Consider the following 23,557-nt stretch of genomic DNA (forward strand, 5'->3'; position numbering starts at 1 on the left):
AAATCTTCCTTAAAGCGATGAGGGGTGGGGGAAAGAACCCGGGGCGTCGGTGCTTTCCAGAATAATGCGTCTTAGAACTGAGGCAGCGAAGCCGGATCGTGACGCCGCAGGATGTTCTTGGCGTCTTCGAAGTCGGGCAGGATCTGGCCCACTTCACGCCAGAAGTCCTGGCTGTGGTTCATCTCGCGCAGATGGGCGAGTTCATGCGCAATGACGTAATCAATGATGCCGGGCGCGAAATGAATCAGGCGCCAGTTCAGCATGATGTTGCCGTCGCTGGTGCAGGAACCCCAGCGCGTGGCCGCGGACGACAGCCGCCAGCGGCGTATCTTCAAACCGCTGATCTGTAAAAAATGCGCCAGCCGCGCGCCAAACCAGGCGCCGGCGCGCTGCTGCAACCAGGCTTGCGCGGCGTCGCGGATGCGGCTCTGATCCGCCGTGGACGGCAGCGCCAGCAACAAGGTGTCGCCGTCTTGCGGCGCGTCGGCATCGCCGGACAAGCGGGACTGGCGGCTGTCGCCACCCACGCCAAGCACAATGCGCTTGCCCAGGTAAGGCAGTTCGCCACCGGTCTGCCAGCGCGTATGCGCGATGGCCAGTTGCTGCTTGCGGGCATGCCATTCGCGCAGCTTGGTGAGGATCCAGCGGGCTTTCTCGCGCACCGCGTCGTCAATCTGTGTCAGCGTGACCCAACTGGGCGCCGTCACCCGCAGGCCGTCGTCGGTAATGACAAAACCAATGCTGCGCCGACGCGAGCGCAGCAGCACGAAGCCAATCGGCTGCTGCTCGGTGGGCACTTCACGCCAGCGCGCGCCGGGCGGCAGCGGGTCCGGACAGGGCGTGGGCACGCGCGACGACGCATTGGGCGACAGCGTCAGCAGCGGCTCGCCCTTGGGCGTGTCGGCCGTGGCGGCGTCGGGAAACAGGTTGGTGGGGGTGACGGGCTGCGGGCTGTCCGCCTGGGGGGAGGGCACGGGCCGCGCGGCAGGCGGCTTCGGCGTGGCGATCAGCGGCGACGCGCCGTGGAGCGCGATCAGTGGCGACGCGCCTTGGGTCGCGTCGTGGTCTTGTACGTCGAACAGGAGTTCGAGCTGATCAGTGCTAGGCATACCTTTCGGGGTTGAGACGCCGCATTTCCCCTTCGATCCAGTCCTGAACCTTCTGGTTCAGTTCGTCGGGGGAGAGTCCTTTGGATTCTATCGCGGGACCGATGGACAGGGTAACCATGCCGGGATATTTGACGAAAGCATTGCGCCGCCAGCACTCGCCGGCGTTATGCGCCACGGGAATGACGACCGCGCCGGTGCGCGACGCCAGCAGCGCCCCGCCCATCTTGAAGCGCGCCGTCTTGCCCGGGGGCACGCGCGTGCCTTCGGGAAACAGCAACGGCCAGCGGCCTTCGTCCATGCGCGTCTGGCCTTGCTTGACCACCTGGTCGAAGGCGTCCCGGCCCTTGGAGCGGTCAATGGCAATCATGCGCAGCAGCGCCAGGCCCCAGCCGAAGAACGGCACCATGTGCAGTTCTTTTTTGTAGACGAAGCAGACTTCGCGCGGCATGTGCGCCGGGAAGAACAGGGTTTCCCAGGCCGATTGGTGCTTGGACAGGATCACGGCCGGGCCGTCGGGCAGGTTTTCCCAGCCCTTGACCTGCCAGCGGATCCCGCAGAACACCTTGGCGCCCCAGATGGCCAGGCGCGGCCAACCCACCGTCAGCTTGTAGCGCCAGTGCAGCGGCAGCGGCGCCCACAGAATGCATAAGAACGCGTAGGGGATGACCGTGATGGCCAGGAACAGGAAATACAGCAGCGAACGTAGCCGGGCCATTGAATCAATTGTCCTGAAGCAGAATGTCGACCACGGCCGACAGGTCTTCGCACACGCGGGTGTTCTCGGGCAGGCCGCCCTTGGCCAGCGTCTTTTTGCCGTTGCCGGTTTGCACCAGCCACGGCGCGCAGCCAACAGCGGACGACGCCTGCAGATCACGCAGCGAATCGCCCACCGCCGGCACGCCGGCCAGGTTGATGTCGTAGCGGTGCCCGATCTGTTCAAACAGCCCCGGACGCGGCTTGCGGCAGGTGCAGTTGTCATCCGGCCCGTGCGGGCACAGGAACACCGCGTCGATCGCGCCGCCCACGGCGGCCAGTTCACGCCGCATCTTGGTGTGGATGGCGGTCAGAGTGTCCATGTCGAACAGGCCGCGCGCCAGGCCGGACTGGTTGGTGGCAACCACCACCTTCCAGTCGGCCTGCGTCAGCCGGGCGATGGCTTGCAGGCTGCCGGGCAGGGCGATCCATTCGTCGGGATTCTTGACGAACGCATCGCTGTCCTGATTGATGACGCCGTCGCGGTCTAGGATGATGAGTTTCACTGTGCCAACCTGGAAATGTCGGCCACCTGGTTCATCAGGCCATGCAACTGGCTCAGCAGAGCCAGTCGGTTGGCGCGCACGGCCGGGTCTTCGGCCATGACCATGACGTCGGCAAAAAAGGCGTCCACCGGTTCGCGAGCTTGCGCCAGCGTGGACAGGCTGCCGGCAAAGTCGCCCGCGGCCAATTGCGCTTCGGCTTGCGGGCGCAGCTGGGCGACGGTGGCGGCCAGCGCTTTTTCCGCGGGTTCGACCAGGGCGGCCTCATTCACCGCGCCGATCTCGCCTTCGGCCTTCTTCAGCAGGTTGCCGATGCGCTTGTTGGCGGCGGCCAGGCTGGCCGCTTCGGGCAGTTGCGCGAACGCGGCGGCGGCGCGCACGCGCTCGGCTACCTGGTGCAGCGGCGGCGTCAGCGCAATCACCGCTTCCACCGCGTTGCGGTCGAAGTCGTTGATGAGCTGGTTGCGGTAGCGCTCGTAGATGAACGTGCGAACTTCAGCCAGCGTGTCGGCCGGGATCTTGCCGGCGGGGAACGTGCCTGCGGCCAAGTCCAACAGGCCGTTGAGCGACAGCGGGCCGTCCTGGCTGACCTTCAGCCAGCCACCAGCCGCCAATTGCTCAAACGCGCTGATCAGGCCAAGCGCCGCGCGGCGCAGGCCGAAGGGGTCGCGTTCGCCCGTGGGCGCCAGGCCGATGGCCCAGATGCCGACCAGCGTTTCCACGCGCTCGGCGATGAACAGCGTGGCGGCGGTCAGGGTGTCTTGCGTGACGGGGGCGTCGTAGCGGTTGCGGTATTGCGTGCGCAGCGCCTCGACGACGCTGGCGGGCTCGCCGTCGCCGGCTGCGTAGTAGGCGCCCATGATGCCTTGCAGCTCGGGGAATTCGCCCACCATGTTCGAACCCAGGTCGGCCTTGGCCAGCATGGCGGCGCGGTCGGCTGCGCTAACGTCGCCGCCCAGTTGCTCGGCCACGCCACGCGCGATGGCGCGCACGCGCTCGACACGTTCAAGCTGGGTGCCCAGCTTGTTGTGATAAACGATGGAACCCAGCTGTTCCACGCGCGAGGCCAGCGGTGTCTTGCGGTCGGTTTCAAAGAAGAACTGCGCATCGGCCAGGCGCGGGCGCACCACGCGCTGGTTGCCTTCAACGATGTTCACCGGCTTGTCCGTGTGCATGTTGCTCACGATCAGGAAGCGGTGCGTCAGGCGGCCGGTGGCCGGGTCGAACAGCGGGAAGTACTTCTGGTTCAAACGCATGGTCAGGATCAGGCATTCCTGCGGCACTTGCAGGAACTGCTCTTCAAACTGACCCACGTAGACGGTGGGGTGTTCGACCAGCGCCGTCACTTCGTCCAGCAGCGCGGCCACTTCTGGGTCGTCGCCCAGCGTGGCCGACAGGCGGCCGGCGTGGTCCAGCAACTGGCGCTGGATGTCATCGCGGCGGCCTTCGAAGGACGCGACGACGCGGCCCTTTTCAGCCAGCGTGGCGGCGTAGGAATCGGCGTCGGTGAACGAGACGGGGCCGGCGCTCATGAAGCGGTGGCCCAGCGTGTCGCGGCCGGCCTGCATGCCCAGCGCGGCGACCGGCACCACGTCGGCGCCAAACAGCGCAACCAGACCGTGGGCGGGGCGCACGAACTTGACGGTGGTGACGCCGTCGGCCAATTGGTAACGCATCACCTTGGGGATCGGCAGGCTGTTCAACGCCGTGTCGATGCCTTCCTGCAAACCGGCGGCCAGCGACGAACCGGGGGCGGTGCCGCGAGCCACCAGGTAGTCCTGCTTGCCATCGGATTCGCGGTCCAGGGTGGCCAGGTCGATATTTTCCAGGCCCTTGGCGGCCAGCTTCTTTTGCAGCGCTGGGGTAGCCTTGCCGTCTTCGGTCAGGCCGATCTTGGCGGGCATCAGCTTTTCGGCATAGGGCTGGTCAGGCGCCTGCGCCAGCACGGCGGACAGGTGCACGGCCAGGCGGCGCGGCGTGGAATACGCGGTGACCGCGCAGCCTTCGGCCAGCAGGCCGTGGCGTTCCAGCGTGGCGCGCACGCCTTCGGCAAAGGCCTGGCCCAGCTTTTGCAGGGCCTTGGGCGGGAGTTCTTCGGTCAGCAGTTCGACCAGCAGGGGGCGGATGTTCGTCGTCATTTATGCAGCCTCCCCGGCGGCCTGATTGCGGCGCAGCATGGGAAAGCCCAGTCGTTCGCGGGAATCGAAATAAGCCTGCGCGACGGCGCGCGACAGGTTGCGGATGCGGCCAATGTAGGCGGCGCGCTCGGTCACGCTGATGGCGCCTCGCGCGTCCAGCATGTTGAAGGTGTGCGCGGCTTTCAGCGCGGCCTCGTAGGCCGGCAGCGCCAGCGGCACGTCCATCAGGCGCTTGGCTTCGGCTTCGTAGTCGTTGAAGTGCGCAAACAGCATGTCGGCCGACGAGTGCTCGAAGTTGTAGGTCGATTGTTCGACTTCGTTCTGGTGGAACACGTCGCGGTACAGCACGCGGTTGCCGTTGGCGCCCTCGGTCCAGACCAGGTCGTACACGCTTTGCACGTCTTGCAGGTACATGGCCAGGCGTTCCAGGCCGTAGGTGATTTCACCCGTGGTCGGCGTGCAATCCAGGCCGCCCACTTGCTGGAAGTAGGTGAACTGCGTGACTTCCATGCCGTTCAGCCAGACTTCCCAGCCCAGGCCCCAAGCGCCCAGCGTGGGATTTTCCCAGTCGTCCTCGACGAAGCGGATGTCGTGCTGGGTGGGGTCGATGCCCAGCGCCTTCAGCGAACCGATGTACAGGTCCAGGATGTCGGGCGGCGCGGGCTTGAGCACCACCTGGTACTGGTAATAGTGCTGCAGGCGGTTGGGGTTTTCGCCGTAGCGGCCATCCTTGGGGCGACGCGACGGCTGCACGTAGGCGGCGCGCCACGGCTCCGGGCCGATCGCGCGCAGGAACGTAGCCGTGTGCGAGGTGCCGGCGCCGACTTCCATGTCGTAGGGTTGCAGCAGGGCGCAACCCTGCTTGTCCCAGTATTCCTGGAGCGTAAGGATGATTTGCTGAAAGGTGAGCATAGGATTCTTGGAATTCGACTCGCCAGGCAGGCCTGCCGTGGGCGTGGGAAACCGGGCATTTTAACTGGCCTGGGGCCGTCCCGTTTGGCGGGCGCCGCCGGGCAGTTACATCTATGCCAGAACGGCATCCCCCGGGCGGGCCGAGTGTGCCCCTGGCGGACGCTCAGGAAGCAGCCCGGCTGCGCCTGGAAACCAATGGTCGTATGATTCCAGGTTACGTCCCAAGTCTTATATAAAACCCGGAACCCGATTCCGAGAAATCCCGGAAGGAGCAGTCCTATGTCAGACCTGATCACGGTGGAAGTCACCGACGGCATCCAGATCATCACGATCAACCGCCCCGAAGCCAAGAACGCCATCAACCTGGAAACCGCCCAGGCCATGGCCGCCGCGCTGGACCAGCTGGACAGCCGCGACGACATCCGCATCGGCATCCTGACGGGTGGCGGCGGCACGTTCTCGTCGGGCATGGACTTGAAGGCATTCGCCAAATCCGGGCAGCGTCCCTATGTTGACGGCCGTGGTTTCGCCGGCCTGAACGAACGCCCGCCCAAGAAGCCGCTGATCGCCGCCGTGGAAGGCTACGCGCTGGCCGGCGGCTGCGAAATGGCCTTGGCGTCCGACCTGATCGTGGCCGCCAACAACGCCAAGTTCGGCCTGCCTGAAGTCAAGCGCGGCCTGGTGGCCGGCGCTGGCGGCATGCTGCGCCTGCCGCGTCGCCTGCCGTACCACATCGCCATGGAAGTGATCCTGACGGGCGAAATGCTGACCGCCGAACGCGCGCATTCGTTTGGCCTGGTCAACCGCCTGACCGAACCGGGCGGTGCGCTGGCCGGTGCGCTGGAGCTGGCGCGCGCCATCGTTGAAAACGGCCCGCTGGCCGTGCAGACCGCCAAGAGCATCGTGTCGCAGGCCGTTGATTGGGAACAGGACGGCATGTTCGACCGCCAACGTCCGTTGATTGCGCATATCTTTTCGTCGGCCGACGCGAAGGAAGGCGCGACCGCTTTCGCTGAAAAGCGCAAGCCGGTCTGGCAGGGTAAGTAATGAGTATCCCCGGCCGCAAGGCGGCCGGGCAGCAATAACGATCTGTGCTCCCTTGTGGTTGGCTTCACCCGCCAGCCGCGTTTTCAATATCCAGTTTTCATCTAGACCCGCAAATCGCCATGTCCGTCATCATTAAAGAAGAAGACTTCATCCAGTCGATAGCCGATGGCATCCAGTTCATCAGCTACTACCACCCCGTCGACTACATCCGCCATCTGGCGCGCGCCTACGAGCGCGAGGAAAGCCCCGCCGCGCGCGACGCGATGGCGCAGATCCTGACCAATTCCCGCATGTGCGCCGAAGGCAAGCGTCCGCTGTGCCAGGACACCGGCATCGTCAACGTCTTCCTGAAGATCGGCATGAGCGTGCGCTTTGACACCAAGCGCACCCTGCAAGAGCTCTGTGACGAAGGCGTGCGCCGTGGCTACCTGAACCCGGACAATCCGCTGCGCGCTTCCGTGCTGGATGACCCGCTGTTCGCGCGCAAGAACACGCGCGACAACACGCCCTGTATCCTGCACGTCGAGCTTGTCCAGGGTGACAAGGTCGACGTGCAAATCGCTTCCAAGGGCGGCGGTTCGGAAAACAAATCCAAGTTCGCCATGCTGAACCCCAGCGATTCGCTGGTGGACTGGGTGCTGAAGACCGTCCCGACCATGGGCGCCGGCTGGTGCCCCCCGGGCATGCTCGGCATCGGCGTCGGCGGCACCGCTGAAAAAGCCATGCTGATGGCCAAGCAGTCGTTGATGGAAGACATCGACATGTACGAACTGCTGGCCCGTGGCCCGCAGAACAAGCTGGAAGAACTGCGCATCGAGCTGTACGAAAAGGTCAACGCGCTGGGTATCGGCGCGCAAGGCCTGGGCGGCCTGACCACCGTGCTGGACGTCAAGATCAGCACCTTCCCCACGCACGCCGCGTCCAAGCCGGTTGCGATGATCCCGAACTGCGCCGCCACGCGCCATGCGCACTTTGAACTGGACGGCACGGGCCCCGCGCGCCTGGATCCGCCGTCGCTGTCCGAATGGCCGGAAGTGCATTGGGCGCCGGACTACAACAAGTCCAAGCAGGTAGACCTGAACACGCTGACCAAGGAAGAAGTGGCCAGCTGGAAGCCGGGCCAGACGCTGCTGCTGTCCGGCAAGATGCTGACCGGCCGCGACGCCGCGCACAAGCGCATCCAGGACATGCTGGCCAAGGGCGAGCCGCTGCCCGTGGACTTCACCAACCGCGTGATCTATTACGTGGGCCCGGTGGATCCGGTGGGCGACGAAGTGGTCGGCCCCGCCGGCCCCACCACCGCCACGCGCATGGACAAGTTCACCGACATGATGTTGGAGAAGACGGGCCTGATCTCGATGATCGGCAAGTCCGAACGCGGCCCGGTCGCGATTGAAGCCATCAAGAAGCACGGCTCGGCGTATCTGATGGCGGTGGGCGGCGCGGCGTATCTGGTATCCAAGGCCATTCGTGGCGCCAAGGTGCTGGGCTTTGCCGACCTGGGCATGGAAGCCATCTACGAATTCGACGTGAAGGACATGCCGGTAACCGTGGCGGTAGACGCCAAGGGCACCTCGGTCCACACGACGGGTCCGAAGGAATGGCAAGCCAAGATCGGGAAGATTCCGGTCGCGGTTGCGTAAACGGTGTTTTTGGTGGGTGGGTATGACCCACCCATTTTTAATTCGGCGATGGACGTGCAGGCCATCGTAGGATGGGTGAAGCGCGCACGGACGCGGAGAAGAACACCGACGTTTAACGCGCGTAACCCATCATGCAACGGCGGTGCTGTGGCTGATTTGGTTAAGGATTCCGGCGGTGCTTGATGGGTTTCGCGCGGCCGGCGGTGGGGTTCTTGTATCGGGTCTGTCGCGCTCCACCCATCCTACGTGCTATCTGCCGATTTTTCGGTAGGGGCAATGTAGGATGGGTGAAGCGCGCACGGATGCGGACAAGAACGCTGATGTCTATCGCGCGGAACCCATCATGCTGCCGTGGTGCTGTGGCTGATTTGGTTAAGGACCCCGGCGCTGCTTGATGGGTTCCGCGCGATCGGCGTTGGGGTTCTTGCCCTGGGCCTGCCGCGCTTCACCCATCCTACGTGCCATCTGTCGGTTTTATTAATTCGGCGATGGCGGTGGGGGATTTGTTCAGTACCTCGCGCAGGACCTCTTCCGTGTGTTCGCCCAACAATGGCGGGGCGCGGCGGTAGACCACCGGTGAATCCGAAAATCGTAACGGGCTGGCCGTGACGGGGGCCGTGCCGCCCAAGGGATGCGGCAAATCGCGGCGCAACTGCCGGGCTTCGGCTTGCGGGTGCGCGAAGGCCTGTGCGATGTTGTTGATCGGGCCGCACGGCACTCCCACCGCTTCCAGCTTCGCAATCCAGTCGTCGCGACGGCCTTCCTGCATGATCCCCGTCAGTATCCCGATCAATTCCTCGCGGTTCGTGACGCGCAAGCGGTTGGTGGCAAAGCGCGGATCATCGCCCAGTTCCGGCACACCGATGGCGCGGCAATACGCGCGGTACTGCGATTCGTTGCCCGTGGCCACGATCAGATGGCCGTCGCTGGCCGCGAACACCTGATAGGGCACCACGTTCTGATGCGCGTTACCCGCGCGCGTGGGTGCCACGCCGGAATTGAAGTAGTTGGAATTCTGGTTTGCCAGCAGCGCCACATGGCTATCCAGCAACGCAATATCCAGATGCTGCCCCAGGCCGCTGCGATGCCGTTCCTGCAGCGCCGCCAGAATCGCGACCGTGGCGTACATGCCGGTGACGATATCCGTCACCGCCACGCCCGCCTTCTGCGGGCCGCCGCCGGGCAGGTCGTCGCGCTCACCGGTAATGCTCATCAGCCCGCCCATGCCCTGGATCATGAAGTCGTACCCAGGGCGTTGCGCAAAGGGCCCGTCCTGCCCGAAGCCTGTCACCGAGCAATAGATCAAACGCGGGTTGATGGCTTTCAGGCTGTCGTAGTCCAGCCCATATTTCTTCAGCCCACCCACCTTGAAGTTCTCGACCAGGATGTCGCTGACAGCCGCCAGTTCGCGAATCAGCGCCGCGCCAGCAGGCGTGGCCATGTCCGCTTCCACCGAACGCTTGTTGCGGTTCGTGCTCAGGTAGTAGGCGGATTCGCTGGTGTCCTGGCCGTTCGCATCCTTCAAATACGGCGGCCCCCAAGCGCGCGTGTCGTCGCCCACGCCCGGGCGTTCGATCTTGATGACGTCGGCACCCAGATCAGCCAGATTTTGCGTGCACCAGGGGCCAGCCAGAATGCGCGACAAGTCCAATACGCGGATGCCGTCCAACGCGGGCGGCCGCGTCATGGTTGCACCGTCGCGGTACCGTGGCTCATCACCACCACATTGCGTTCGCGCGAGCGCGCCAGAAACTGGATCTGCCCGTCCGGCTGTCGCCAGATATCGCATTGCAGCGTTTCACCGGGATACACCGGCGCCGAAAAGCGCGTGTTCAGGCTGGTCAGCCGCGAGGCGTCGTAGTCGCAGCAGCTTTTCACGATGGCGTGCGCGGCCACCCCGTATGAGCACAGCCCGTGCAGGATGGGGCGCGGATACCCCGCCTGATGCGCCACCTCGGGGTCCACATGCAGCGGGTTGGGATCGGCGTTCAAGCGATACAACAGCGCCGCGTTAGGCGCGATGCGCAGTTCGCAGCGCAGGTCCGGTTCGCCATCGGGCGTGGCGGGCAGCGGCTCGGGGCTGGCGTCGCCCTGGCCGAAGCCGCCGTCGCCCCGGCAGAACGTGCTTTGCCGCAAGGTGGCCAGGCAGGCGCCGTCTTCGTCATGCAGCGTGCGTTCATTGATGATGATGGCACCCTTGTCCGCGCCCTTGTCGATCACATGCGTGTTGCGCGTGCGGCTGACGACCATGCCCGACGCCGGCAAGGGCGCGTGCACCGTGAGCCGCTGCTCGCCGTGCACCACCTTTACCCAGTCGATGCCGGTGCGCGGGTCACGCACCCAGAAACCGGGGTAGGCCAGCACCACGCCCATGGTGGGAAACGCCTGCAAGCCCTCTTCGTACACGTAGCGCAACTGGCGGGTGTCCTCGGGGTCTTGGCCCAGCCCGATGCCCAGCGCGTACAGCATGGTGTCTTTCTGGTCGTAGCGCTGACGGACCTCGTCAAAGCGCCAGTCTTTCACGGTGGCGTAATCCAGCGGCATGGCGGTCTCAGATAGGGTCCCAGTCGATCACGTCGGGCGAACGCTCCAACGCGTAGAAATGCTTGCGCATCGCCGGCACGGCAATGTCGGCAATGCGCTCGGGCGTCCAGCCTTCGCTGTGATGCACCGTGCGCAGCGGACGCGGCTGGCTGATCAGCATGATTTCGTTGGCGCGCACCGCGAAGATCTGCGCGGTGATTTCGCTGGCCGCATCACTGGCCAGGTACACGGCCATCGGCGCGACCTTGCCGGCTTCCATCTTCTTCAACTTTTCGACGCGTGCCTTCTCTTCGTCGGTTTCCGCCGGAATGGAACTCGTCATGCGGCTCCAGGCGAAGGGCGCGATGCAGTTCGAGCGCACGTTGTAGCGCGCCATGTCCAGCGCGATGGATTTGGACAGCGCCACGATGCCCAGCTTCGCGGCCGCGTAATTGGCCTGGCCGAAGTTGCCGATCAAGCCCGAGGTGGACGTCATGTGCACGAACGCGCCCGATTCCTGCTCGCGGAAGTACGGCGCCGCCGCGCGGCTCATGAAGAACGAACCGTTCAGGTGCACGTCGATCACCTGGCGCCATTCCTCTTCGCTCATCTTGTGGAAAACGCGGTCGCGCAGATTGCCCGCGTTATTGATGACCGCGTCGATGCGGCCGAAGGCGTCGATGGCCGTCTGCACGACGCGGCTGGCACTGTCGTAGGCCGCCACGCTGTCGGTGTTGGCCACGGCCTGTCCGCCTGCCGCCACGATTTCGCGCACAACCTCTTGCGCCGGGCCTTGCGCGCCGCCTTCGCCCGTGAGCGACACGCCGATGTCGTTCACCACCACCTTGGCGCCCGCTTCGGCCATCGCCAGCGCAATGCTGCGCCCGATGCCGCCGCCCGCGCCGGTGACGACCACTACCTTTCCGGAAACGATGCCGCTCATTGACTCTGACTCCTTTGCTGCGGCGCACGCGCCGTCGTTGGAAAACAGTTCCGCATCAACCGGTCTGGTTCATGGGAATGCCCCATGGTAGATTCGTGACGGCATTCGAAGAATTCAAAATTAGAAATGCCCCCCTTCTGCGTGGTGGAACATGAGACATGATCTGACCGACCTGCGTTTGTTTTTGAACGTGGGCGAAACCCTTAACCTGACCCGGGCGGCGGAACGCACGTTCCTGTCCTTGCCGGCGGCAAGCGCCCGGGTCAAACACATGGAAGAAGCCTTCAAGGCGCGCCTGTTGGTGCGGCTGGCCACGGGTGTGGCGCTGACGCCGGCGGGCGAGGTGCTGCTCAAGCACGCCAACGCCGTCTTCCGTCAACTGGAATGCCTGAACGCTGATCTTCAGCCCTACGCCAGCGGCCTGAAAGGGCGCTTGCGCTTGCTGGCCAACACCACGGCCACCAATTCCTTCCTGGCCGATGCCTTGTCCACGTTCCTGGCGGAAAACCCTGACGTGGATGTCGAACTCGAAGAAAAAATCTCTGGCGACATCGTCATCGCCATCCGCGCGGGCGCGGGCGACCTGGGGCTGGTGGCCGGCAATATCGACGTGGAAGGGCTGGACGTCACGCCGCTGTTTCGCGACGAACTCACTGTGGTCACGGCGCTGGACCACCCGCTGGCCGCCTCCAAGTCCGCGCACTTCGCGGATCTGGTCGACGCCTATCAGTTCGTGGGCATCCACCCGGACAGCGCCATCCAGACCTTCCTGGAAGACATTGCCAGCGGCCTGGGCAAGCGTATCTGCCAGCGCGTGCATGTGGGCAGCTTTGAAGCGGTGTGCCGCATGGTGGAAGCAGGCGCCGGCATTGCCGTGGTGCCACGCGCCTGCGCCGCGCGCTACAGCCGGCCCGATGCGCTGCATGTGCTGAAGCTGGAAGACCCCTGGGCGCTGCGCGACCGGCTGCTGTGCCGGCAGCGCGGCCGAGACCTGCCCAGCTTTGCCGAGTGCTTCATCGAACACGTGCAACGCGCCGCGCGCGGGCAGTAGGCGCAGGGGCGGCAGTCCGACTTGTTTGTCGTCCCTTTGGCCTGCGCCGGATGTCGTATCCGCGCCAGGCCCTAGGGAAAATCCTGTCCGCTCATCGAACATTCAATTCGTGCGAAAGAGGGGCTTTTGAAAATGTGTAGCGGCGAATCCGGGCGCTGGGCAAATAATAAAAAAAGCGCAATCAGCAAGCGCGCATAAATACGGCGGGCGGCAGTACCAAGCTTGACCGTGAATAACACCAAGACCTGGAGACTGCAGTGATTGATCCTCAACGCCGCCGCGTGCTCGCGGGGCTGGGCGCCACGTGTGCCTCGGCCGTACTGCCCACCTTGTTCCCTTCCGTTGCCCGCGCCGCCACCTGGCCCGGCCATGCCGTGACGTTCATCGTGCCGTTCCTCGCCGGCGGCCCGGTGGATACCACCGCGCGCTTCACCACGCAGCCCCTGGGCCAGATGTGGTCCGTGCCCACCGTGGTGGACAACAAGTCAGGAGCGGGCGGCATCGTTGGCGCGCAGTTCGCGGCCAAGGCGGCACCGGACGGCTACAACTTTTTCTTCGCTTCCATCCACCACGCGGTTTTGCCCAGCTTGCGCAACAACCTCACTTACGACATCACTACCGACTTCGTGCCGGTGGGCATGGCGGCGGTGTTTCCCATCGTGCTGGTGGTGAACGCGTCGGTGCCGGTGAACACGGTGAGCGAACTGATCGCCTATGCCAAACAAAACCCCGGCAAGCTGTCGTTCGGCTCATCGGGCACGGGCGGCGGTACGCACCTGGCCGGTGAGCTGTTCAACGCCATGGCCGGCACGCGCATCCAGCACGTGCCCTATCGCGGCAGCGCACCCGCCATGCAGGACTTGCTGGGCGGACAGGTGCAAGTGATGTTCGCGGATGGCCCATCCGCCGTGCCGCACTTGAGCGGTGGCAAGGTGCGCGCGCTGGGCGTGGGCAACCCCACGCGGTCCAGCATGTTGCCCAACGTGCCCACCATCGCCGAGTCGGGCCTGCCCGGCTACGAGGCCTATTCGTGGAGCGGAATGATGGCGCCCAAGGGCACGCCGCCCGACATCGTCAAGCGCATGAACGCCGACATGGTGAAGGTGCTGTCGGACCCGGGCACGGCCAAGGGAATGATCGCCGCCGGCGCCGAACCCAAGCCCGGCACGCCCGAGCAGTTCGGCGAGTTCGTGCGCAACGAAATCGTGAAATGGCGGGACTTGATCAAGACGGCGAATATCAAGCTGGAGTGAATCAGGAAGAAGGCGGCGAGCAAGCGAAAGCAAGCACGCCGCCTTTTTTTTGCGCCCTTCGGGTCAGCGCAACGCCGCCCGCGCACTGCGATATTCTGCTTCCAACTGATCCACCAACGTCGCTATCGACAGGATCTCTTGCGCCGCGCCCACGCCTTGCCCGGCGCTCCAGACGTCCTTCCAGGCCTTGGGCCGTGAGTTCTTGTCCATGTTCGCGGGGGGCGCTTCGCCATTGCGGGACAAGGCCACGGGGTCCAAGCCCGCCGCCAGAATGCTGGCCGACAAGTAGTTCGCGGGCACGCCCGAAAAGTACGGGGTGTAGGTCACGTCGGCCGCTTGGGCTTGCAGCACCATTTCGCGATAGGCGTCGCCCGCCAGTGATTCCTGCGTGGCGATGAAGCGCGTACCCATGTAGGCGAAGTCGCAGCCCAGGACCTCGGCGGCAAGCACGTCCTTGCCGTGGCTGATGCAGCCAGATAGCGCCAAGGGGCCATCGTAGAACGCGCGGATTTCGTTGATGAGCGCGATGGGGTTGATCTGGCCCGCATGGCCGCCCGCGCCCGCCGCCACCAGGATCAGGCCGTCGACACCGGCCTCCAGCGCGCGCTTGGCGTGCCGCACGTTGGTGACGTCGTGATAGACCAGCCCGCCGTAGGGGTGTACGGCTTGCACCACGGCTTCGGGCGCATGCAGCGACGTAATGATGAGCGGCACACGCCGTTCGGCGCAGATGGCCAGGTCGCCCTGCCACCGCGGGTTGCTGGGGTGGATGATCAGGTTCACGCCGTAGGGCGCCACCTTGGCCGTGGGGCGGGCGCGTCGCGTGGCGGCCAGGCCGTCTTCGATGCGGGTGAGCCAGTCTTGCAACTGTTCCTGCGGACGGGCGTTCAGGGAGGGAAACGTGCCGATGATCCCCGCCGCGCATTGCGCCACGACCAGCTCGGGCCCAGAGACCAGAAACATGGGGGCGCCGATGATCGGCAGGCGGGTCTGAGCGCGTAGCGCAAGCGGAGGATGCATCAGTGGGCTCCGGTAAGGGTCTAGTTGGCCTGGATGTTGGCGCTTTGGATAACGTCGGACCACAAGGCGTACTCGCGGTCGATACGGGCTTGCAGGGCTTTGGAATCCCCCGTGTTGATGGCGTAGCCGCCATCGGTCATGGCTTTGCGGAACGCGGGATCTTTCGACACGTCTTGCAGCGCGCGGGTCAGGCGGGCCGAGACCGCGTCAGGCAGTTTCTTCGGGCCGACCAGCGCGTACCAGCCCACGACTTCGTAGTCTTTCATGCCGGCTTCAATCATGGTGGGCACGTCCGGCAATTCCGGGTTGCGGGTCTTGGACGTGACGGCCAGCGCGCGCGCCTTGCCGCTCTTGATGAAGGGAATGGCGGTGCTGGTGATGTCGAACATGAACGTCACCTTGCCGCTGACCACGTCCATCATGGCGGGCGAGTTGCCGCGGTAGGGCACGTGCAGCATGGGCGCGTCGGCCTGCTTTTTCAGCAGCTCGGCCGACAAGTGGTTCGAGGCGCCGATGCCGGCCGATCCGAACGACACGGCATCGGGATGCGCGCGGGCGTAGTTGACCAGGTCGCCGACGTTCTTGGCGGGAATCTGCGGGCCGATCAGCAGCACGTTGGCGTAATCAACCACCAGCCCGATCAGCGAGAAGTCGCTGCGCGGATCGAACAGCTTGCTGCGCTGGACCAAGGGCGACATGGTCAGGGTGGGGCTGGCGGCAAAGCCCAGCAGGTAGCCGTCGGGCGTGGCCTTGGCGGTGGCGTCCGACGCGATCATGCCGCTGGCGCCCGCGCGGTTTTCCACCACGACGGTCTGGCCCAGCTTGTCGCCCAGGTACTTGGCGAAGACGCGGGCCGTGGTGTCGACGGGGCCGCCGGGGGCGTAGCCCACCAACAGGCGGATGGGGCGGTCGGGATACGCTTCTGCACTGGCCGAGGACGCCATGGCGAAGGCCGCCGTGGCGGCGGCCGCGGCAAAGAGGGTCTTGAGTTTCACGCTGTTGTCTCCTTGTGGTTAAGAGGCCGGTCGTGGAGCGGAAACAGCGAGTCCGCGCCTACGCCAGCCTTTCTTTCAGCGGTTGCTTCAGGATTTTTCCGCTGACGGTCGTGGGAATGGTGTCGATGGGAATGATTCGAGCGGGCCGCTTGTACGGCGCCAGTTGCGCGCGCAGGTGCAGCATCAAGAGTTCGGTGTCGACCTTGGCGCCCGGCAGGGGCTCGACAAAGGCGATGACCTCTTCGTTCTGGTCGGCGGTGTCGCGGCCCACCACGGCGGACAGGCGCACGCCGGGGAACGCGTTGATGACCGACTCGACTTCGATGGGATAGACGTTGAAGCCCGAGCGGATGATCAGGTCCTTGGAGCGGCCGGCGATGAACAGCGCGCCGCTGTCGTCGACGTAGCCGATGTCGCCGGTGTTGAGCCAGCCGCCGGGCAGCAGCGCTTGCGCCGTTTGTTCGGGATTGCGGTAGTAGCCCAGCATGACGCCGGGGCCACGGATCAGGATGTCGCCGCGTTCGCCGGGCTTGGGCGCGTCGGCATCGGGGCTGCCCAGGCGTAGCTCGACGCCGTCCACCGCATAGCCCGCCGAGCAGTCGTCGCGCGGTTCGTCGATGCGGGTGATGAACATTGAACCCGCGTATTCGGTGATGCCGTAGCCGTGGTGCATGGCCACGCCGAAGTAGCGTTCGGCATCACGCTTCAGGGTGGGGTCCAGCGCCGCGCCGCCGGTGTACAGGTAGCGCAGGGCGGGGGCGCGCAGGTCGGCGCGGGGTGGGGCCACGGCCATCATGCGGCTGAACATGGTGGGCACGCCCTGCAAGATGCTGACGCCGGGATGTGCCAGGGCCTTGAAGGCGTCTTCCGCGTCGAAGCGGCTGCGCAGCACCAGGCTGGCGCCCGCGTATACAGTCGCCATCAGCACGGTGGCGATGCCGAAAATGTGCGACATGGGCAACGCGGCATAGCCGATGTCGTGCGGCGTCAAGCGCCGTGACGCGGCCGACACGCGCGCGAAATGCAGCAGGCCCCGATGTGGCACCAGCACGCCCTTGGGCGCGCCGGTGGTGCCGGACGTGTAGATCACCGTGGCCACTTCCGATGCCAGCGCATCGGTTTCCGCAAGGGTGGGGGTGGCGGCGCGCGTGGCCTGCACGCCCGGTCCCCAGACGGCTGGGTCCGCATCCACCGCGCCGGTGGTGGCGGCGTGGGCGGCGGCCGCAGGCGATACACCCGTGGTGTAGAGCAGCAGTTCAGGTTGGGCGTGTTGGCGGATGTTGTCGACTTCGCGAGCCGACAGCCGCGCGTTCACGCCCACCGGCCAGGCGCCCGCCACACCGCCTCCGAACAGCGCCGCGATCATCGCCGTGCAGTTTTCCCCGACCATCAGCACGCGATGGCCCGGTTGCACCCCCTGCCCGCGCAGCCATTCGGCCACGGCCTGCACGCGCTGCCACAGTTGCGCGTAGGTCAGGGCGCCGCCGCCTTCTTCGTAAAGCACAACAGCGTCGGGTTGCTGGCGCGCTTGCCGCGCCAGCAGTTCATGGATGCGAGTGTAGGGTTCTGCGTGAGACATCAAGAGTGCCGTGGAGGTCAAGGTGCAATACGTGCAATACGTGCAAATCAAAGATCAAAGCGTGGCCTGGGTGCCCAGGATGGCGGTCGATTGGCTGGACAGCGTGCCGCCGTTGCCGTGCACCAGCGCCAGTTGCGCGTCGGCCACCTGCCGGTCGCCGCATTCCCCGCGCAGTTGTCGCACCGCCTCGATCATGATGAAGACGCCATACATGCCGGGATGCACGCAACACAGCCCGCCGCCGTTGGTGTTGACGGGCAGCCTGCCACCCGGCGCAATGGCGCCGTCCGCGATGAAGTCCTTGGATTCCCCCTTGGCGCAAAAGCCCAGGTCTTCCAGGAACAGCAAGGTGTTGATGGTGAAGGCGTCGTAGAGTTCGACCACGTCGATGTCGCTCGGCGACACGCCCGCCATCTCGAACGCCTGTTTGCCCGATTGCGCGGCGGCGGTAACGGTCAGGTCGTGCATGGACGAGATCTGCCGGTTCCATACGGCGGTGGCGTTGCCCAGCACGTAGACGGGCGGGCGTGGCAGGTCGCGGGCGCGGTCGGCGCGCACCAGCACAAAGGCGCCCGCGCCGTCGGTGACCAGGCAGCAATCGCGCACGCTCAAGGGGTCGGACACCATGCGCGCTGACAAAATCTGGTCCAGCGTGGTGGGTTCACGCAGTTGCGCCTCGGGGTTCAATTGCGCCCATTGGTTGGCCGCCAGCGCCACCTGCGCCAGATGTTCACGGCGCGTGCCGTACTGGTGCATATGGCGCGCGGCCGCCAGCGCATAGGACGACAGCGGGCTTAGCGGGTCGTAGGGCGTTTCATAGGGCTGCGGGTCGAACTGCTTGCGCACGCGGCCCACTTCGGCGCGGCTCAGCGTGGAGGTGCGCTGCGTGCTGCCATAGCAGACCAGCACGGCGTTGCATTGGCCGGAGGCCAGCGCGTGCATGGCCGGCAGCAGGTGCGCCACGAAGCTGGAGCCGCCCAGCATGGTGCTGTCGATGAAGGTGGGGCGGATGCCCAGGTGTTCGATCACCGGCATGGCCCACATCGGCGCGGCGACGCTGGCGGTGCAGAGGCCGTCGATGTCGCGCAGGGTCAGGCCGGCGTCGGCCACGGCGCGCTGCGCCGCCTGCACCAGGATCTCCATTTCGGTAAAGCCGTTGGCCTGCCCCAGGCCGGCATGGCCCACGCCGGCCACGGCGACGGCGCCGCGCAAATCGTTAAGCGTCATGCCGCCTCCTGGGTGGGGTCGAAGACCACAAGGCCGTGGCCGTCTTGTTGGATCACGCGGGCGCGCACAGGCATGCCGATACGCACGTCGGCGGGGGCGACGCCTTCCACGCGGCTCATCAGCCGCACGCCTTCTTGCAGGTCGATCAGCGCCACGTTGTAGTCGCCCCCAGCATCGGGCTTGCGGCGCACGACGGTGGTGGAATAAACAGTGCCGCGTCCGTCGGCGGGTGCAAAAGTCAGTTTGTCGGCGCCGCAGTGCGGGCAGACCATGCGCGGATAGAACACCGCGCGGTCGCAGCCGCCGCAGCGTTGAATAAGAAAACGGCCCTGGTCGAGCGCCTGGCGGTACTGCGCCTCGACGCCCTGCGACACGCTTTCCTTGGGATCGGAAACAGTCATGGTGCGATGGGATTCCAGTGGATGACGGCTGCTAGTGTCGGCACTGCGGCAGCGTTCTGCCATTCTTCATTGCTGAAGCAGGCCTTTTGCGAAGCGATAGTGGGCGCTGGTTGCGCCGGGCGCCGCTTGCGCCGGGCGCCGTTTGCGCCGGGCGCCGTTTGCGCCGGGCGCCGTTTGCGCCGCCCTACATCCAGCGCGAAGCCGGTCTTCGGAAGAGGCAGATTGTCCGGCCGCGCGCGCCATGGCTAGATACCGGGCAAAGGAGGTAGACCATGAACCTGACCTGGACGCCGCAAGAGCGCCAATTCCGCGACGAGGTGCGCGCGTTCGCCACCACCCAGTTGCCCGCCGATATCCGAGACAAGGTGTTGCGCCATCAGCGCCTGGAGCGCGACGATTACGTGCGATGGCACAACATCCTGGCGGACCACGGCTGGGGCGCGCCCAACTGGCCCGTGGAGCATGGCGGCACGGGGTGGAACGCCTTGCAGCGCCTGATCTTCGAAGTGGAATGCTCCAAGGCCGGCGCGCCGCGCCTGCTGCCATTCGGCTTGTCGATGATCGGCCCGGTGCTGATGAAATACGGCAGCGCGGAACAGCAGGCGCGCCTGTTGCCACGCATTCCGCGCGTGCAGGACTGGTGGTGCCAGGGCTATTCCGAACCAGGTTCGGGTTCTGACCTGGCGTCGCTGAAAACGCGCGCCGTGCGCGATGGCGATGACTACATCGTCAATGGCCAGAAGACCTGGACCACGCTGGCGCAGTACGCCGACTGGATGTTCTGCCTGGTCCGCACCGACCCTGACGCCCGCGCGCAGCGCGGCATTTCGATGCTGCTGCTGGACATGCGCGCGCCGGGCGTGACGGTGCGCCCCATCCGCACGCTGGACGGCGGCCACGACGTGAACGAAGTCTGGCTGGAAAACGTGCGCGTGCCGGTGGCCAATCTGGTGGGCGAAGAGAACCAGGGCTGGACCTACGCCAAATACCTGCTGGGCCATGAGCGCACCGGTATCGCCGGCCTGGGCCATTGCCATCGCGAACTGGGCATCTTGAAACAGATGGCGGCGCAAGCGCAATCGCGCGGCAAGCCGCTGCTGGCCGAAAGCCGTTTCCGTGACCGCATTTCGCGTATTGAAGTCGACATCATGGCGCTGGAAATGCTGCTGCTGCGCGTGGCTTCCAGCAACGACGGCACGCCGGGTCCGGAAGCGTCGGTGCTGAAGATACGCGGATCCGAGATCCAGCAGGATCTGGCCATGCTGCAAATGGAAGTGGCGGGGCCGGACGCCTGGCCTTACGACCCCGACTGGCTGCTGGCCGACAACGACACCCACGGACCCGGCCCCGAGATGGCCGCCGCCGCCGGCGCGGGCTATGCCGATATGCGCAAGACCTCCATCTACGGCGGCACGACCGAAGTGCAGAAGGGCATCATCGCCCGCCTGGTGCTGGGCCTGTAGGCCCCACGCAACCCGACAGGAAGACACGCATGGATTTCCTCTATACAGAAGAACAGCGCATGCTGGCCGACAGCCTGCGCCGCCTGGTGGACCAGGCATGGACAACTCCCCAACGCCGCGCGCGCCAAAGCTCTGGCGTGCTGGACCCCAAGGCTTGGGGCGCATTGGCCGAACTTGGGGTGCTGGGCCTGACCATTTCGCAAGACTTCGGCGGCTTCGGCGAAGTTCCCGCCAGCCTCTTGCCCGTGCACTTGGAGCTGGGCCGTGGGCTGGTGTCCGAGCCGGTCATCCCCAGCGCGGTCATGGGCGCGGCGCTGCTGGATGCTTGCGGTGACGCCGCGCGCGGCCGCTGGTTGCCAGCCATTGCCTCGGGCGAGGCGCTTGTCAGCGTGGCCTATCAGGAACCCGGCCGCCGCTACGACACCCGGCCGCAGGATTGCCGCGCTGCCAAATCCGCCCAGGGCTGGCGGCTGGACGGCGTCAAGCACCTCGTGTGGCACGGCGCGGCGGCAAGCGCATGGCTGGTCAGCGCGTTGGGGGCGGACGGCCAGACGGTGCTGCTGGCGGTGCCTGCTGATGCGTCGGGCGTGCGGGTTACCGACACGCCCACGCTGGACGGCGCCCGCTGCGCCCGGCTGGATTTCAACGCGGTGGGCCTGCCCGCCGACGCCTTGCTGGCGGAAGGCCCGCAGGCCGACGAGGCCTTGGCCCAGGCCTTGCAGTGGGGCACGGCGGCGCTGTGCGCGCACGCGGCCGGCGCCATCGACCGCCTGCTGGAAATCACCGTCGATTATCTGAAGACCCGCGAGCAGTTCGGCCAGCCGCTGGCGTCGTTCCAAGCCTTGCAGCACCGCCTGGCCGAGATGCTGGTGGCCAAGGAACTGGCCTTGTCGATGGCCTATGTGGCCGTGGCCGCGTTGACGGAGCCCGATGCCGTGCAACGCCGCCGCATGATTGCGTCGGCCAAGCTGGAGGCCGCACGCGCCGGACGCCAGGTGGCGCAGATGGCGGTGCAATTGCATGGCGGCATGGGCATGACCGACGAACTGGACGTGGGCGACTACTTCAAGCGACTGACCATGGTGGATCAGTTGCTGGGCGACACCGCCGAACAACTGGCGGTTCTGGAGGAATTGGCGATTCTTGAGGAGCAGGCATGAGCGCGACGCAGAACACCACGGGCGAAGATTTCACGCAGATTCAGTTCACGCTGTCTGACGGCGTCGGCGTGATTACGCTGAACCGGCCAGACCGGCTCAATAGTTTCACCGAGGTCATGCACGCCGAACTGGCGCGCGCGCTGGATGTCATGGAGGCGCACGCGGGCTTGCGCGGGCTGGTCATCACCGGCGCGGGCCGGGGCTTTTGCGCGGGGCAGGACTTAAGCGAGCGCAAGCCTGCCGAAGATGGCGCGCGGCGCGACCTTAGCCAGATGCTTGAGAAGTGCTATCGGCCCTTGATCACCCGCTTGCGCGCGCTGCCGGTGCCGGTGGTGTGCGTGATGAACGGCGTGGCGGCGGGCGCGGGCGCCAGCCTGGTATTGGCGTGCGATGTGGTGTTCGCCGTGCAGTCGGCACGTTTCGTGCAGGCCTTCAGCAAGATCGGCTTGTTGCCCGATGCGGGCGGCACGTGGTTCTTGCCGCGCCTGGTGGGTTCGGCCCGGGCCATGGGCGCGGCCTTGTTTGGCGAGTCGGTCAGCGCCACCCAGGCGGAAGCGTGGGGGCTGATCTGGCGCGTGGTGCCGGACGAGTCTCTGGCGTCAACCTTGTCGGACATCACGGCCACCTTGGCCACGGGGCCCACGCGCGCGTATGCGGCCACCAAGGCCGCGCTGCATGCGTCCAGCGGCAATACGCTGGCGCAGCAGTTCGACCTGGAATGCCAGTTGCAGCGCGAGCTGGGCTACACCGACGACTACCTGGAAGGCATGCGCGCCTTCGCTGAAAAGCGGCCGCCCGCGTTTACCGGAACCTGAGCGCCGAGCTTGACCGCGGCTGCCCGGCGCGTTGTGCGCTTAGGGCTTGCGCGGTGTCTGGATCTGTTCTATCAGTTCGCGCGCGCAGCCGGGCAGGGCGTCGACGTCGCGCACCAGCAGCTTGCGTTCGCGCACCACCCAGGGTTCATCAAGCTCCACCACGCGCAACTTGGTGTCGGCGCCATAGCGGCGGGCGGCGGAATCGGGAATCACGCCGATGCCCACGCCGGCCTGCACCATGCGGCAGATGGAATCAAAGCTGTACAACTGGATGCGCTGCGGCAGGCGTTGGCCGCCGCGTTCCAACTGGTCGCGCAAAAAGGCCACCAGCGTGGAGCCTTCGTGCATGGTGATGAATGGGTAGCGCACCGCGTCCACCAGCTTGACCTTGTCCTGGTCTTGCAGCGGATGGCCGTTGGGCACCACCAGCACCAGCCGGTCGGTGCTGAAGTGAATGGCTTGTAGCTCGGGGGCGTCCACCGGGCCGGCGACGATGCCCAGGTCGGTGGTGCCGTCCAGCACGCCGCGCACGATGTCGCGCGTCAGGCGTTCTTGCAGGTCGACCGTGACCCCCGGATGCACCGACAGGAATTGCGCCAGGATGTCCGGCATGAATTCGGTGACGGCCGTGGTGTTGGCGAAGATGCGGATATGCCCGGCGTCGCCATCGGACTGTTCCTGGAAGTCATGCTTCAGGTGGTCGACCTGCCGCATGATGACGCGGGCGTGCTGTAGCAGCTTCTGGCCGGCGGGCGTGATTTCCACGCCCCGGCTGTCGCGGTACAGCAAGCGGGAATTGAGCTGGTTCTCAAGTGCCTTGATCCGCACGCTGACGGCGGCCAGGGACAGATGCGCGCGTTTCGCAGCCTGGGTCAGGCTGGGAGATTCAGCGATGTGGATGAACAGGCGTAGGTCGGCGAGGTCGAAGTGCATGCGGCATAGTTTACGGCGCGCCGCGTCGGGGCTGGGCCTGGCTTGTCGATTCAGGCGCCGCAAACCCCGCCTTGAGGAAAAACGAATTC

21 protein-coding genes are annotated in these 23,557 nt (G+C 65.7%); 7 read left to right on the plus strand and 14 right to left on the minus strand.

What is annotated here, in order from left to right; genetic code table 11:
* Positions 1 to 71: 71 nt before the first annotated feature.
* The 5 genes from P8T11_RS24160 to glyQ are packed head-to-tail and all read right to left on the minus strand — an operon-like array spanning position 72 to position 5,415.
* Complete coding sequence (locus P8T11_RS24160; RefSeq protein ID WP_268079677.1) at positions 72 to 1,109, minus strand: YgjP-like metallopeptidase domain-containing protein; 1,038 nt, start codon at positions 1,107 to 1,109, stop codon at positions 72 to 74.
* Entirely contained in the window at positions 1,102 to 1,824 is a 723-nt protein-coding gene (locus P8T11_RS24165) for a lysophospholipid acyltransferase family protein (protein WP_264616598.1), read from the minus strand. Before P8T11_RS24165 ends, P8T11_RS24160 begins: the two co-directional genes overlap by 8 nt.
* 4 nt (positions 1,825 to 1,828) lie before the next feature.
* Positions 1,829 to 2,368 (minus strand): D-glycero-beta-D-manno-heptose 1,7-bisphosphate 7-phosphatase, encoded by a 540-nt coding sequence (gene gmhB / locus P8T11_RS24170; protein ID WP_268079676.1) that lies wholly within the window; start codon positions 2,366 to 2,368, stop codon positions 1,829 to 1,831.
* A complete protein-coding gene (gene glyS / locus P8T11_RS24175; protein WP_268079675.1) occupies positions 2,365 to 4,503 on the minus strand; it encodes a glycine--tRNA ligase subunit beta in 2,139 nt (712 codons plus the stop codon). Before glyS ends, gmhB begins: the two co-directional genes overlap by 4 nt.
* On the minus strand, positions 4,504 to 5,415 hold the full coding sequence (gene glyQ, locus P8T11_RS24180; RefSeq protein ID WP_006217557.1) for a glycine--tRNA ligase subunit alpha: 912 nt from the start codon (positions 5,413 to 5,415) through the stop codon (positions 4,504 to 4,506). It lies immediately after the preceding gene.
* 279 nt (positions 5,416 to 5,694) lie between these two features.
* Here glyQ and P8T11_RS24185 point away from each other — a divergent pair, with 279 nt between their 5' ends.
* On the plus strand, positions 5,695 to 6,462 hold the full coding sequence (locus P8T11_RS24185) for a crotonase/enoyl-CoA hydratase family protein (protein WP_268079674.1): 768 nt from the start codon (positions 5,695 to 5,697) through the stop codon (positions 6,460 to 6,462).
* A gap of 119 nt (positions 6,463 to 6,581) precedes the next feature.
* Positions 6,582 to 8,105: a fumarate hydratase gene (locus P8T11_RS24190; RefSeq protein ID WP_006217560.1), complete on the plus strand. Its 1,524-nt coding sequence runs from the start codon at positions 6,582 to 6,584 to the stop codon at positions 8,103 to 8,105.
* A gap of 454 nt (positions 8,106 to 8,559) precedes the next feature.
* On the opposite strand, the gene P8T11_RS24195 is transcribed toward P8T11_RS24190, so the two are convergent.
* Genes P8T11_RS24195 through P8T11_RS24205 form a run of 3 tightly spaced genes read right to left on the minus strand, consistent with a single transcriptional unit; the run spans position 8,560 to position 11,571 of the window.
* Positions 8,560 to 9,792: a CaiB/BaiF CoA transferase family protein gene (locus tag P8T11_RS24195; RefSeq protein WP_268079673.1), complete on the minus strand. Its 1,233-nt coding sequence runs from the start codon at positions 9,790 to 9,792 to the stop codon at positions 8,560 to 8,562.
* Positions 9,789 to 10,649 carry a MaoC/PaaZ C-terminal domain-containing protein gene (locus tag P8T11_RS24200; protein ID WP_268079672.1) on the minus strand — a complete coding sequence of 287 codons (861 nt, stop codon included), beginning with the start codon at positions 10,647 to 10,649 and terminating at the stop codon, positions 9,789 to 9,791. The genes P8T11_RS24195 and P8T11_RS24200 overlap by 4 nt, the downstream gene beginning before the upstream one ends.
* A 7-nt stretch (positions 10,650 to 10,656) precedes the next feature.
* Positions 10,657 to 11,571, minus strand: a complete 915-nt coding sequence (locus tag P8T11_RS24205) for an SDR family NAD(P)-dependent oxidoreductase (protein ID WP_268079671.1) — start codon at positions 11,569 to 11,571, stop codon at positions 10,657 to 10,659.
* Between the two features lie 151 nt (positions 11,572 to 11,722).
* On the opposite strand from P8T11_RS24205, the gene P8T11_RS24210 reads away from it, so the two are divergent.
* Complete coding sequence (locus P8T11_RS24210; protein ID WP_268079670.1) at positions 11,723 to 12,622, plus strand: LysR family transcriptional regulator; 900 nt, start codon at positions 11,723 to 11,725, stop codon at positions 12,620 to 12,622.
* A gap of 257 nt (positions 12,623 to 12,879) precedes the next feature.
* The gene (locus P8T11_RS24215) at positions 12,880 to 13,875 is read left to right on the plus strand and encodes a Bug family tripartite tricarboxylate transporter substrate binding protein (protein WP_268079669.1); all 996 of its coding nucleotides are present in this window, start codon (positions 12,880 to 12,882) and stop codon (positions 13,873 to 13,875) included.
* A gap of 63 nt (positions 13,876 to 13,938) precedes the next feature.
* Here P8T11_RS24215 and P8T11_RS24220 read toward each other — a convergent pair whose 3' ends face one another.
* From P8T11_RS24220 to P8T11_RS24240, 5 genes are read right to left on the minus strand one after another with little or no spacing between them, the layout of a single operon-like run.
* Positions 13,939 to 14,895, minus strand: a complete 957-nt coding sequence (locus P8T11_RS24220; protein WP_268079668.1) for an NAD(P)H-dependent flavin oxidoreductase — start codon at positions 14,893 to 14,895, stop codon at positions 13,939 to 13,941.
* 20 nt (positions 14,896 to 14,915) lie between these two features.
* On the minus strand, positions 14,916 to 15,890 hold the full coding sequence (locus P8T11_RS24225; protein WP_268079667.1) for a Bug family tripartite tricarboxylate transporter substrate binding protein: 975 nt from the start codon (positions 15,888 to 15,890) through the stop codon (positions 14,916 to 14,918).
* 58 nt (positions 15,891 to 15,948) lie between these two features.
* Positions 15,949 to 17,469: a class I adenylate-forming enzyme family protein gene (locus P8T11_RS24230; protein ID WP_268079666.1), complete on the minus strand. Its 1,521-nt coding sequence runs from the start codon at positions 17,467 to 17,469 to the stop codon at positions 15,949 to 15,951.
* A gap of 54 nt (positions 17,470 to 17,523) precedes the next feature.
* On the minus strand, positions 17,524 to 18,696 hold the full coding sequence (locus P8T11_RS24235) for a thiolase (protein ID WP_268079665.1): 1,173 nt from the start codon (positions 18,694 to 18,696) through the stop codon (positions 17,524 to 17,526).
* Positions 18,693 to 19,097 carry a Zn-ribbon domain-containing OB-fold protein gene (locus P8T11_RS24240; protein ID WP_268079664.1) on the minus strand — a complete coding sequence of 135 codons (405 nt, stop codon included), beginning with the start codon at positions 19,095 to 19,097 and terminating at the stop codon, positions 18,693 to 18,695. The genes P8T11_RS24235 and P8T11_RS24240 overlap by 4 nt, the downstream gene beginning before the upstream one ends.
* A 272-nt stretch (positions 19,098 to 19,369) precedes the next feature.
* Here P8T11_RS24240 and P8T11_RS24245 point away from each other — a divergent pair, with 272 nt between their 5' ends.
* From P8T11_RS24245 to paaG, 3 genes are read left to right on the plus strand one after another with little or no spacing between them, the layout of a single operon-like run.
* Positions 19,370 to 20,560 carry an acyl-CoA dehydrogenase family protein gene (locus P8T11_RS24245; RefSeq protein WP_268079663.1) on the plus strand — a complete coding sequence of 397 codons (1,191 nt, stop codon included), beginning with the start codon at positions 19,370 to 19,372 and terminating at the stop codon, positions 20,558 to 20,560.
* Between the two features lie 29 nt (positions 20,561 to 20,589).
* Positions 20,590 to 21,720, plus strand: coding sequence for an acyl-CoA dehydrogenase family protein (locus P8T11_RS24250; protein ID WP_268079662.1), 1,131 nt, complete (start codon positions 20,590 to 20,592; stop codon positions 21,718 to 21,720).
* Complete coding sequence (paaG, locus tag P8T11_RS24255; protein ID WP_268079661.1) at positions 21,717 to 22,535, plus strand: 2-(1,2-epoxy-1,2-dihydrophenyl)acetyl-CoA isomerase PaaG; 819 nt, start codon at positions 21,717 to 21,719, stop codon at positions 22,533 to 22,535. The genes P8T11_RS24250 and paaG overlap by 4 nt, the downstream gene beginning before the upstream one ends.
* 39 nt (positions 22,536 to 22,574) lie before the next feature.
* Here paaG and P8T11_RS24260 read toward each other — a convergent pair whose 3' ends face one another.
* Complete coding sequence (locus tag P8T11_RS24260) at positions 22,575 to 23,468, minus strand: LysR family transcriptional regulator (RefSeq protein WP_268079660.1); 894 nt, start codon at positions 23,466 to 23,468, stop codon at positions 22,575 to 22,577.
* Between the last annotated feature and the right edge of the window lie 89 nt (positions 23,469 to 23,557).

The sequence above is a fragment of the Achromobacter spanius genome (genome assembly GCF_029637605.1).
Classification (GTDB): Bacteria; Pseudomonadota; Gammaproteobacteria; order Burkholderiales; family Burkholderiaceae_B; genus Achromobacter; species Achromobacter spanius_E.

Excerpts from the sequence above, each read along its gene's own strand:
- paaG (WP_268079661.1), top strand. The coding sequence starts at position 21,717 with ATGAGCGCGACGCAGAACACCACGGGCGAAGATTTCACGCAGATTCAG.
- P8T11_RS24190 (WP_006217560.1), top strand. The coding sequence starts at position 6,582 with ATGTCCGTCATCATTAAAGAAGAAGACTTCATCCAGTCGATAGCCGAT.
- P8T11_RS24250 (WP_268079662.1), top strand. The coding sequence starts at position 20,590 with ATGGATTTCCTCTATACAGAAGAACAGCGCATGCTGGCCGACAGCCTG.
- P8T11_RS24185 (WP_268079674.1), top strand. The coding sequence starts at position 5,695 with ATGTCAGACCTGATCACGGTGGAAGTCACCGACGGCATCCAGATCATC.
- P8T11_RS24160 (WP_268079677.1), bottom strand. The coding sequence starts at position 1,109 with ATGCCTAGCACTGATCAGCTCGAACTCCTGTTCGACGTACAAGACCAC.
- glyQ (WP_006217557.1), bottom strand. The coding sequence starts at position 5,415 with ATGCTCACCTTTCAGCAAATCATCCTTACGCTCCAGGAATACTGGGAC.
- P8T11_RS24235 (WP_268079665.1), bottom strand. The coding sequence starts at position 18,696 with ATGACGCTTAACGATTTGCGCGGCGCCGTCGCCGTGGCCGGCGTGGGC.
- P8T11_RS24230 (WP_268079666.1), bottom strand. The coding sequence starts at position 17,469 with ATGTCTCACGCAGAACCCTACACTCGCATCCATGAACTGCTGGCGCGG.
- P8T11_RS24245 (WP_268079663.1), top strand. The coding sequence starts at position 19,370 with ATGAACCTGACCTGGACGCCGCAAGAGCGCCAATTCCGCGACGAGGTG.
- P8T11_RS24260 (WP_268079660.1), bottom strand. The coding sequence starts at position 23,468 with ATGCACTTCGACCTCGCCGACCTACGCCTGTTCATCCACATCGCTGAA.
- P8T11_RS24200 (WP_268079672.1), bottom strand. The coding sequence starts at position 10,649 with ATGCCGCTGGATTACGCCACCGTGAAAGACTGGCGCTTTGACGAGGTC.
- P8T11_RS24165 (WP_264616598.1), bottom strand. The coding sequence starts at position 1,824 with ATGGCCCGGCTACGTTCGCTGCTGTATTTCCTGTTCCTGGCCATCACG.
- P8T11_RS24240 (WP_268079664.1), bottom strand. The coding sequence starts at position 19,097 with ATGACTGTTTCCGATCCCAAGGAAAGCGTGTCGCAGGGCGTCGAGGCG.
- glyS (WP_268079675.1), bottom strand. The coding sequence starts at position 4,503 with ATGACGACGAACATCCGCCCCCTGCTGGTCGAACTGCTGACCGAAGAA.
- P8T11_RS24210 (WP_268079670.1), top strand. The coding sequence starts at position 11,723 with ATGAGACATGATCTGACCGACCTGCGTTTGTTTTTGAACGTGGGCGAA.
- P8T11_RS24220 (WP_268079668.1), bottom strand. The coding sequence starts at position 14,895 with ATGCATCCTCCGCTTGCGCTACGCGCTCAGACCCGCCTGCCGATCATC.
- P8T11_RS24195 (WP_268079673.1), bottom strand. The coding sequence starts at position 9,792 with ATGACGCGGCCGCCCGCGTTGGACGGCATCCGCGTATTGGACTTGTCG.
- P8T11_RS24205 (WP_268079671.1), bottom strand. The coding sequence starts at position 11,571 with ATGAGCGGCATCGTTTCCGGAAAGGTAGTGGTCGTCACCGGCGCGGGC.